Source organism: Polymorphobacter sp., assembly GCF_051860865.1.
Classification (GTDB): domain Bacteria; phylum Pseudomonadota; class Alphaproteobacteria; order Sphingomonadales; family Sphingomonadaceae; genus Sandarakinorhabdus.
Genome location: NZ_JBIMKZ010000094.1, coordinates 1 through 10,205, shown reverse-complemented (window position 1 = coordinate 10,205; position 10,205 = coordinate 1). Strand labels below are relative to the sequence as shown.

General features: G+C 65.1%; 12 protein-coding genes and 1 pseudogene. All 13 read left to right on the top strand.

What is annotated here, in order from left to right; genetic code table 11:
- Positions 1 to 382: pseudogene (locus ACTIFJ_RS13920) on the top strand (30S ribosomal protein S5); the annotation flags it as partial.
- An 11-nt stretch (positions 383 to 393) separates the two neighbouring features.
- On the top strand, positions 394 to 576 hold the full coding sequence (gene rpmD / locus ACTIFJ_RS13915) for a 50S ribosomal protein L30 (protein ID WP_439534712.1): 183 nt from the start codon (positions 394 to 396) through the stop codon (positions 574 to 576).
- 73 nt (positions 577 to 649) lie between these two features.
- Positions 650 to 1,222, top strand: a complete 573-nt coding sequence (gene rplO / locus ACTIFJ_RS13910) for a 50S ribosomal protein L15 (RefSeq protein ID WP_439534711.1) — start codon at positions 650 to 652, stop codon at positions 1,220 to 1,222.
- A 119-nt stretch (positions 1,223 to 1,341) separates the two neighbouring features.
- Entirely contained in the window at positions 1,342 to 2,694 is a 1,353-nt protein-coding gene (gene secY, locus ACTIFJ_RS13905) for a preprotein translocase subunit SecY (protein ID WP_439534710.1), read from the top strand.
- Positions 2,691 to 3,350, top strand: a complete 660-nt coding sequence (locus ACTIFJ_RS13900; protein ID WP_439534709.1) for an adenylate kinase — start codon at positions 2,691 to 2,693, stop codon at positions 3,348 to 3,350. Before secY ends, ACTIFJ_RS13900 begins: the two co-directional genes overlap by 4 nt.
- Before the next feature lie 161 nt (positions 3,351 to 3,511).
- The gene (gene rpsM / locus ACTIFJ_RS13895) at positions 3,512 to 3,880 is read left to right on the top strand and encodes a 30S ribosomal protein S13 (protein WP_439534708.1); all 369 of its coding nucleotides are present in this window, start codon (positions 3,512 to 3,514) and stop codon (positions 3,878 to 3,880) included.
- A 48-nt stretch (positions 3,881 to 3,928) separates the two neighbouring features.
- Complete coding sequence (gene rpsK / locus ACTIFJ_RS13890; RefSeq protein ID WP_152577529.1) at positions 3,929 to 4,318, top strand: 30S ribosomal protein S11; 390 nt, start codon at positions 3,929 to 3,931, stop codon at positions 4,316 to 4,318.
- Between the two features lie 110 nt (positions 4,319 to 4,428).
- Positions 4,429 to 5,475: a DNA-directed RNA polymerase subunit alpha gene (locus tag ACTIFJ_RS13885; RefSeq protein WP_439534707.1), complete on the top strand. Its 1,047-nt coding sequence runs from the start codon at positions 4,429 to 4,431 to the stop codon at positions 5,473 to 5,475.
- Positions 5,476 to 5,691: 216 nt separating this feature from the next.
- A complete protein-coding gene (gene rplQ / locus ACTIFJ_RS13880; RefSeq protein ID WP_439534706.1) occupies positions 5,692 to 6,105 on the top strand; it encodes a 50S ribosomal protein L17 in 414 nt (137 codons plus the stop codon).
- 34 nt (positions 6,106 to 6,139) lie between these two features.
- Entirely contained in the window at positions 6,140 to 6,622 is a 483-nt protein-coding gene (secB, locus tag ACTIFJ_RS13875; RefSeq protein WP_439534705.1) for a protein-export chaperone SecB, read from the top strand.
- Positions 6,623 to 6,688: 66 nt separating this feature from the next.
- Complete coding sequence (gene murJ, locus ACTIFJ_RS13870) at positions 6,689 to 8,275, top strand: murein biosynthesis integral membrane protein MurJ (RefSeq protein WP_439534704.1); 1,587 nt, start codon at positions 6,689 to 6,691, stop codon at positions 8,273 to 8,275.
- Positions 8,275 to 9,270, top strand: coding sequence for a tryptophan--tRNA ligase (trpS, locus tag ACTIFJ_RS13865; RefSeq protein WP_439534703.1), 996 nt, complete (start codon positions 8,275 to 8,277; stop codon positions 9,268 to 9,270). Before murJ ends, trpS begins: the two co-directional genes overlap by 1 nt.
- Before the next feature lie 109 nt (positions 9,271 to 9,379).
- Positions 9,380 to 10,069, top strand: coding sequence for a DUF4136 domain-containing protein (locus ACTIFJ_RS13860; RefSeq protein WP_439534702.1), 690 nt, complete (start codon positions 9,380 to 9,382; stop codon positions 10,067 to 10,069).
- Positions 10,070 to 10,205: the final 136 nt, after the last annotated feature.

The window sequence follows — 10,205 nt, the reverse complement described above, 5'->3', positions numbered from 1 at the left end:
CATCCAAAAGGCCACGGCCGCGGCCAAGAAGGCAATGATCCGCGTACCGCTGCGCGATGGCCGCACTCTGCACCATGATGGCTATGGCCATTTCGGCGCCGGCAAGGTCTATGTCCGCTCGGCCGCACAGGGCACGGGCATCATCGCCGGTGGTCCGATGCGCGCCGTGTTCGAATCGCTGGGCGTTGCCGATGTCGTCACCAAGTCGGTGGGCACCAACAACCCCTACAACATGATCCGCGCCACCTTTGCCGCCCTTGGCGAGCAGACCAGCCCGAAGGCCGTTGCCCAGCGGCGCGGCAAGAAGGTTGCGGATCTGATGGCCCGGCGCGGCGACATCTCGGCACGCGTTGCCGAGGCTGACGCCGAAGCCGTCGCATAAGGACGCTGACCATGGCCAAGCTCAAAGTAACCCAGATCGGCTCACCGATCCGCCGGGCGCCGGTTCAGGAAAAGACCCTGATCGGCCTCGGTCTCAACAAGATGCACCGGACCCGCGAATTGGAGGACACCCCCTCCGTCCGTGGCATGATCCGCGTCGTCAACCATCTGGTAAAGGTCGAAGACGTCGCCTGAGGCGACGGATCGACCCTGACCGATCCTGTCCGGCCCGGCCGGCGCGCGAACAAAGCGAAAGCGAGTGCGAACAATGACCAAGTTGAACGATCTCCACGACAATCCCGGTGCCCGCAAGGACCGCGTTCGCGTCGGTCGCGGCATCGGTTCGGGCCTCGGCAAGACTGCCGGGCGCGGCCAGAAGGGCCAGAAGGCCCGTTCGGGCGTTGCCATCAAGGGCTTCGAAGGTGGCCAGATGCCGCTCCACATGCGGATCCCGAAGCGTGGCTTCAACAATATCTTCCGCAAGGATTTTGCCGAGCTCAACCTCGGCACGCTGCAGGCCGCTGTCGACGCTGGCCGTCTCTCCACCGATACGGTCATTGATGCCGATGCGCTGGTCGCTGCCGGCATCATCACCCATCCGCGCGACGGCATTCGTCTGCTCGGCAAGGGTGCGCTAACCGCCAAGGTTCAGCTCAAGCTTGCCGGCGCCAGCGCCTCGGCCAAGGCCGCCGTCGAAGCCGCCGGTGGCAGCCTCGAACTGCCGGCGCCGAAGCCCGAGCCGCTCAGCCGCGACGACCAGAAGGCCGCCCGCGCCGAGGCACGGACCGCCAAGGCCGCCGCCGCCAGGACTGCTGCCGCGACTGCCAAGGCGGCCGATTGATCGGCGCGCTTCCGGGCGCGCAAATCATCATGGCACTTTTGGTCGCTCGCCCTTATCTAGGCAGCACCTTCGGCAATCAGGCCCAAGCGTTTTTGGTCCAGGGATGACAGGTTAGAACCATGGCATCAGCCGCCGAGCAAATGGCCGCGAACATCAGCTTCGCGAACTTCTCCAAGGCCACCGAGCTGAAGAAGCGCCTGTGGTTCACCATCGGCGCGCTGGTGGTGTTCCGTCTGGTGTCGTTCGTGCCGCTGCCGGGCATCGATCCGGTAGCGCTCGGCACGCTCTTCCAGCAGACCCAGGGCGGCGTGCTGGACTTTTTCAACATGTTCTCGGGCGGTGCGCTTGAGCGGATGAGCCTCATCGCGCTCGGCGTTACCCCCTACATCACGGCCTCGATCGTCGTTCAGCTGATGACCTCGCTGGTCCCCAGCTTCATGGCGCTGAAGAAGGAAGGCGAGAGCGGCCGCAAGGTGCTCAACCAGTATACGCGCTTCGGCACGGTGTTCCTGACCATCGTCCAGGGCTATGGCATTGCCGTCGGACTGGAGAGCTGGGGCTCGGGCGGCGGCGTCAGTGCCGTTATCGATCCGGGCTGGTTCTTCCGTATTTCCACGGTCATCAGCCTCGTTGGCGGCACCATGTTCCTGATGTGGCTGGGTGAGCAGATCACCAGCCGCGGCATCGGCAACGGCATCTCGCTGATCATCATGGCCGGCATCGTCGCCCAGCTGCCGAGCGCGATGGGTGGGTTATTCGAGCAGGCACGCACCGGCGCCATCTCGTCGGGCTTCGTGCTGCTTGTCACCGTCCTGGCGCTGGCCGTGATCGCCTTCATCTGCCTGATGGAGCGCGCCCAGCGCCGCATCCTGATCCAGTATCCGAAGCGCCAGATGGGCAACCGCATGTCGCAGGGCGACAGCTCGCACCTGCCGTTGAAGATCAACACCGCCGGCGTCATCCCTCCGATCTTCGCCTCCTCGCTACTGCTGATGCCGCTGACCATTGCCCAGTTCGCTGCCCAGGGCGGCGAAGGGCCTGACTGGCTAATCTCGGTGACCACGGCGCTTCAGCACGGCGCGCCGCTGTACATGGCCCTGTACGCGCTCGGCATTGCCGGCTTCGCCTTCTTTTATACGGCAATCGTCTTCAATCCCGAGGAGACGGCAGAAAATCTGAAGAAATATGGCGGCTTCATCCCCGGCATACGGCCGGGCCAGCGCACGGCCGAATTCCTCGATTATGTTCTCAATCGTATCACCGTTGTCGGCGCCGCCTATCTGGTCATCATCTGCCTGTTGCCCGAATTCCTGATTTCCAGCCTAGCCGTCCCCTTTTATTTCGGTGGCACTTCGCTGCTGATCGTGGTCAATGTCACCATGGACACAGTGGCCCAGATCCAGAGCCATCTGCTCGCCCATCAATATGAAGGCCTGATAAAAAAATCGAAACTGCGGGGTGGGCGACGTTGAATCTGATACTACTCGGGCCTCCGGGGGCGGGCAAAGGCACCCAGGCATCCAGACTGGTGAAGGAGCGCGGACTGGTCCAGCTCTCCACCGGTGACATGCTGCGCGCGGCCGTGGCCGCCCAGACCCCGGTCGGCCAGAAGGCCAAGGCGGTGATGGAATCGGGCGGGCTGGTGTCGGACGACATCGTCAACGGCATCCTCTCCGAGCGGCTGGACTCCCCCGACATCGCCAACGGCTTCATCCTCGATGGCTATCCGCGTACCGCCGTCCAGGCCGATGCGCTGGGTGAGATGCTGGCGGCCAAGGGGCTGACCCTCGATCATGTCATCGAGCTCGAGGTCGACGAGGAAGCCCTGGTCGAGCGAATCACCGGCCGGTTCAGCTGCGCCAGCTGCGGCGAAGGCTATCACGATATCTTCAAGCAGCCCCGTGTGGAGGGCGTCTGCGATGTCTGCGGCAGCACCGCCTTCAAGCGCCGCCCCGATGACAATGCCGAAACGGTGCGGGCGCGCATGGAAGAGTATCACGCCAAGACGGCGCCGATCCTTCCGCACTATGAGGCGCTCGGCATTGTCGCCCGCGTCGATGGCATGGCGGACATGGAAAGTGTCGCGGCCAGCATCGACAAGCTGCTGGATGCCGAGGCGGCCGGCTGACGGCAAATACTCCCGGGGGGTTGACTCTGTTGCCAACCCCATTTACCGCCCCTCATTCCGTCTAGTCGGAAATAACTCCGGCAGCTTTCTGGCTGCCCGGTTTCTGCTTTGAGATGGGGAGCGTTGCCCGCGAGCCCTGTGGAGCATGGAAGGATTAATTTGTGGCACGTATTGCGGGTGTTAACATCCCGACCAACAAGCGCGTCGAGATCGCGCTGACCTATATTCATGGCATCGGCCGGACGACGGCCAAGCGCGTTGCAACCGAACTTGGCTTTCCCGAGGAACGCCGTGTCCAAGACCTGACCGACGCCGAGGTGCTCCAGATCCGCGAGAAGATCGACCGCGAGTTGACCGTGGAAGGCGACCTGCGTCGCCAGACCGCGATGAACATCAAGCGGCTGATGGACCTCGCCTGCTACCGTGGCCTGCGTCACCGCAAGGGCCTGCCGGTTCGCGGCCAGCGCACCCACACCAACGCCCGTACCCGCAAGGGCAAGGCCAAGCCGATCGCCGGCAAGAAGAAGTAAGCCCCGCCACTTCTTTCTCACCAGCAGACACGGGACAGGATTTTTTCGATGGCACGCGAAGTTGCACGCATCAAGCGCCGTGAGCGCAAGAACATCACGTCTGGCGTTGCCCATGTGAACGCCAGTTTCAACAACACCATGATCACCATCACCGACGCCCAAGGCAACGCCATTGCCTGGTCCTCGGCCGGCACCATGGGCTTCAAGGGCAGCCGCAAGTCGACGCCCTTTGCTGCCCAGATGGCCGCCGAAGATGCCGGCAAGAAGGCCGCTGAGCATGGCGTGCGGACGCTGGAAGTCGAAGTTCGGGGTCCGGGTTCGGGCCGCGAATCGGCGCTCCGCGCGCTGCAGGCGGTGGGCTTCCAGATTACTGCAATTCGCGACGTGACGCCGATCCCGCACAATGGTGTGCGGCCGCCGAAGCGCCGCCGGGTCTGAACCTTTCGTTGCTTTACGGCCGTGTGCCCCCGGCGCGGCCTTTCGAGCGGACATGATACCGGGGATGGGCGGATGACGATCCGTCCCTCCCCCGAAGAAGAGGTGAGCCTGTGGCCGTGATCGCCAAGAACTGGACCGAACTGAAGAAACCGAACCGGCTGGAAGCCCGTCCTGGTGGCGACATGCGCCGCAAGGCGAGCTTTGTCGCCGAGCCGCTGGAGCGCGGCTTCGGGCTGACGCTGGGCAATGCGCTGCGCCGCGTGCTGCTGTCCTCGCTGCAGGGTGCCGCCGTCACCGCCATCAAGATCGACGGCGTGCTGCATGAATTCTCGTCGCTCGCCGGCGTCCGCGAGGACGTCACCGACATCGTGCTCAATATCAAGCAGGTGGCGATCCGCATGCAGGGCGACCAGCCCAAGCGCGTGCACCTCACCGCCACCGGTCCCGGCGAAGTCACCGCCGGCCAGATCGCCGTCACCGGCGACATGGAAATCATGAACAAGGAGCTGGTGATCTGCACGCTCGATGACGGCGCCACGCTGAACATGGAGCTAATCGTCGAGGCCGGCAAGGGCTACGTCCCGGCCAGCGCCAACCGCCCGGCCGATGCGCCGATCGGGCTCGTGCCCGTCGATGCTCTTTATTCGCCGGTGCGTCAGGTCAGCTACAAGGTCGACAACACTCGCGTCGGCCAGGAACTGGACTATGACAAGCTGACCATCTCGGTCGAAACCGACGGCAGCATCAGCCCCGAGGATGCGCTCGCCTATGGCGCCAAGATTCTCCAGGACCAGCTGCAGCTGTTCGTCAACTTCGAGGATGTCGTGGCCCCGGCGCCGGCGCCGCTGCCCGCCGGTGGGCCGATCGAGGTCGATGACAACACTGCCATCAACCGCTACCTGCTCAAGAAGGTCGATGAGCTGGAGCTGTCGGTGCGCTCGGCCAACTGCCTGAAGAACGACAACATCATCTACATCGGCGACTTGGTGCAGAAGAGCGAAAGCGAAATGCTGCGCACTCCGAACTTCGGCCGCAAGTCCCTGAACGAGATCAAGGAAGTGCTCAGCCACATGGGCCTGCGTCTCGGCATGGAAATTTCGGGCTGGCCGCCGGAGAACATCGAGGAAATGGCCAAGAAGCTCGAACAGGAATTCTGAGCAAGCCGGCCGGTCGGAACGTAGTTCCGCCCGGACTCGGCGCAGCGTCGGCCAGCCGGGTCGGCGGCTGGGCCGCCGGAACCGGTCTGACGTCACGGCGCGGCTTTGCCGCGACGCTCGCCACCGGATACACATCGACAAGGGGTCATTGGGCTGCCCCACATCAGCCTGGCCCGGGGTGCCTGACACGGCCCCGGAACGAACGGAGAAAAGACCATGCGCCACGGCGTTGCCCATCGCAAACTCGGCCGCACCAGCAGCCACCGTCTCGCCATGTTCCGCAACATGGCCGCTGCCCTTATCAAGCATGAGCAGATCAAGACGACGCTGCCCAAGGCTCGCGAAATCCGCCCCTATGTCGAGAAGCTGATCACGCTGGCCAAGCATGGCGGCCTGTCCAACCGCCGCCTCGCCATGGCCCGCCTCGGCGACGATGCCCAGCTGGTCAAGCTGTTCGATGAGCTGGCCACCCGCTATGCGGATCGTCCCGGCGGCTATATCCGCATCATCAAGGCCGGCATCCGCCGCTCTGACTCGGCACCGATGGCCTATGTCGAGTTCGTCGACCGCGACACCAGCGCCAAGGGGCAGGACTCCGGTCCGGTCGAGACCTTCGACAGCGACGATTGAGCTTCCGGCGCCACGCAACTGATGGGAATTCCTCATGGCTGACGACGATCTTCAGACCAATGATGCCAACGGCGCCGACGAGCCGCTGCCGCAGGTATCGATCCTGACTCAATATGTGAAGGACCTGTCCTTCGAGAACCCCAATGCCCCGGCCTCGCTCCAGGCCGAGGGCCAGCCGCGTATCGACGTCAACGTCGGCGTCAACGCCCGCCGCGCCGCCGACAACATGTACGAGGTCGAGCTCAAGATCAGCGCCACGGCGATGGTCGGCGAGACCACCAGCTTCGTCGTCGACCTGCTCTATGCCGGTGTCTTCGGGCTGGCCAATGTGCCCGAAGAGGCGCTTGAGCCGTTCCTGATCATCGAGGCGCCGCGCATCCTGTTCCCGTTCGCCCGGCGCATCGTCGCCGACGCGACGCGCGACGGTGGCTTCCCGCCGCTGATGCTCGATCCCATCGATTTCCACTCGCTCTACATGGCGCAGCGCGGCGACGGCTCGCAAGTCGGCAATGCCTGAGCCCGTTCCCTCTCGCCACGCGCGGGAGGGGAGCATGAAAGACGAAGGCGTGCGCGGCGTGCAGCGATGAACCTGCTGCGCGCCACCGCCACCATCGGTGGCCTCACCCTGCTCAGCCGCATCGCCGGCTTCGTCCGCGATGTGCTGATGGCGCGCTTTGTCGGCGCCGGCATGGCCGCCGATGCCTTCCTCATCGCCTTCCGCCTGCCCAACCTATTCCGGGCGCTGTTCGCCGAGGGCGCCTTTTCCGCTGCCTTCGTGCCGATGTTCGCCCGACGCCTCGGCAAGGCGGAGGCTGGCGAGGAAGCCCGGGAGGCGCTCGGCCTTGCCCGCAGCTTCGCCGAGGATGTGCTGTCGGTGCTGCTGCCGGTGCTGCTGGTGTTCAATTTCGTCATGATCCTCGCCGCCGCCCCGGTGGTCTGGGCACTGACCGGCGGCTTTCCCGATGCCGGTGCCGAGAAGCTCGGCCTCACCATAGATTTCACCCGCCTGGCCTTTCCCTATCTGCTGCTGATAAGCCTGGTATCGTTGATGGGCGGCATCCTCAATTCGATCGGCCGCTTCTGGGCCAATGCCGCCGCGCCGCTGCTGCTCAACATCACGCTGATCATCGGCTTGCTGACTTTCCAGGGCGACGGCGATATCGCTACGGCGCGCGGCCAGGCGCTGTTCGTATCGCTGGCCGGCATCGCCCAGTTCTTGTGGCTGCTCTGGTCATGCCTGCGCGCCGACATAAGGCTGCGGCTGCGCCGCCCGCGCCTCACCGCCGATGTCCGCCGGTTGCTGGCACTGATCGGCCCGGCGGCGCTCGGCGCCGGCGCCGTCCAGATCAACCTGCTGATCTCCACGGCGCTCGCCGCGCGGTTCCTCGACGAAGGCGCGGTCAGCCATCTCTACTACGCGGACCGTCTCAACCAGCTGCCCCTCGGCCTGATCGGCATTGGCGTCGGGACGGCGCTGCTGCCGACCATGTCACGCCTGCTCGGCGCCGATGATGCGCCCGCCGCTATCCATAACCAGAACCGCGCCATCGAGCTGGTCCTGTTCCTGACGCTGCCGGCGGCCGCTGCGCTGGGCATCGCCGCGCTGCCGATCATTCGCGGGCTTTTCGAGCAGGGGCGCTTCCTGTCCGCCGACAGCATCGCCACCGCCCGCGCCCTGTCGGCCTTTGCGCTGGGCCTTCCCGCCTATGTGCTGATCAAGGTGCTTACGCCCGGCTATCACGCGCGGCAGGACACCCGTATGCCGGTCAAGCTGGCGGTGATGTCGATGCTGGTCAATCTGGTCGCCAACCTGATCCTGATCTGGCCGTTCGGCCATGTCGGCATCGCGCTCGGCACGGCGCTGGCGGCCTGGGTCAACGCCTTCGCGCTATGGTGGGTTTTGCGCCGGCGCGGCCATCTCACCCTGGATCCGCGCCTGTGCCGGGCGCTGCCGCGGCTGCTGATCGCCTGCGCGGCAATGGCGCTGGTGCTGGTTCTGCTGGTGCCGCTGGTGCTGCCGCATATGTCGGGCGGGCTGCCGGCACGGTCATTGGCGCTGGCGCTGTTGATCGCCAGCGGTGGCGTCGTCTATCTGGCAGCAGCGCGGTTGACCGGGCTGTTCACGCTCGCCGAGCTGAAGACGCAATTTTCGCGCAGGGGCAAACGCTGATGACTCGCGTATTTTCCGGCATCCAGCCGACCGGCAATCTGCACCTCGGCAATTATCTCGGCGCCATCCGCAACTGGGTACGGATGCAGGACAGCCATGAGTGCCTGTTCTGCGTCGTCGATCTCCATGCGATCACTATGCCCTATACGCCGGCCACGCTGCGCGCCGGCGTTCGCGAGATGACCGCGGCGCTGATCGCCTCGGGCCTCGATCCGGCGCGTTGCATCCTGTTCAACCAGAGCGCGGTGCGCGTCCATGCCGAACTGGCCTGGGTGCTGATGTGCACGGCCCGCGTCGGCTGGCTCAACCGGATGACCCAGTTCAAGGAAAAGTCGGGCAAGGACCGCGAAGGCGCCAGCGTCGGCCTCTACACCTACCCCGTGCTCCAGGCCGCCGACATCCTCGCCTACAAGGCGACCCATGTCCCGGTCGGCGACGATCAGAAGCAGCATCTCGAACTGGCTCGCGACATCGCCCAGAAATTTAACACCGACACCGGCATCGAGCTGTTCCCGCTGCCCGAGCCGGTCATCGAAGGCCCGGCCACCCGCGTCATGTCGCTGCGGGACGGCAGCGCCAAGATGTCCAAGTCCGATCCCTCGGACGCCGCACGCATCAACCTCACCGACAATGCCGATGCCATCGCCGCCAAGATCAAGCGCGCCAAGACCGATCCCGAGCCGCTGCCAAGCGAGCCCGCCGGCCTCGCCGGCCGGCCCGAGGCCGCCAATCTGGTCGGGCTGATGGCGGCGCTGACCGGGCAGACCCCTGACCAAATCCTCGCCACCTATGGCGGTCAAGGTTTTGGCCAGTTCAAGCCCGCGCTGGCTGAGGTGATGATCGATGTGCTGGCGCCAATCAATGCCCGCTTCACCGCGCTTCGCGATGACCATGCCGCGCTCGATGCCGTGCTCGCGCATGGCGCCGATCGCGCCCGCGCCATCGCCGAGCCGATCCTTGCCGAGGTCCACCGCGCTGTCGGATTTCGCGGCTGAGGCGGCTGCGACATTCGCGTTCGCGTTCAATTCAGTCTGGATTAACTTGCATACAGGCAGTGTGCACCACACATAGAAGCCACCACTGTCGCATGACGGGAACCAGCACATGATCAAGTTCAGCACCGCCGTTTTGCCTATCGTTGCCCTGGCGACGCTGGCCGGTTGCGCCCCTTCGTTTGAAGCGCGAGTCTCGCGCTTCCAGCAGATGCCGCCTCCCTCGGCCCAGACTTTCTTCATCGAGCCGAAGGACAAGGAAAATGTCGGCGGGCTCGAGTTTGCTACCTACGCCAATCACGTCCGTCAGCGCCTGCTGGCCAATGGCTATACCGAGGCCGTGACTCCGGAGCAGGCCGCGCTGACCGTCATGCTCGATTACACCGTCGGCCCGCCGCGTGAGGCCGTCCGCAGCCGTCCCGGCTGGGGCGGCGGCATGATGGGTCCGGGTTGGGGCGGCTGGGGCTGGAACCCCTATTGGGGCGGCCGTGGCTGGGGTGGCGCCGGCTGGGGCGGTTGGGGCGGCGGCTGGGGTGGCGGTGGCTGGGGTGCGCCCGAAGTCTATTCGGTCACCCAGTATAACAGCGCCGTTGCCTTGAAGATTGTCCGCCAGTCCGACAAGGCGAGCGTCTTTGAAGGCCGCGCCGAAACGGTCAGCACCTCGAACAACCTCACCCGGATGGTGCCCAACCTGGTCACCGCCATCTTCACCAACTTTCCGGGCAACACCGGCGAGACCGTCCGCGTCAAGTTCGACCCGACGCGCCCGGATGTGGCGCCGACGGTGCGTCCTGGTCGGTAGGCAGTAGAGCCTCTGGCGGCCGGGGCCCCCGGGGCGCGGGGACGTCAGAGCTATGCGGGGGAAAGGTTGCAGGGATCTACACTGCCCCACAACAGAACAGGATGAACGCCGATCCACAGAGCGACAGCAGGGTGCC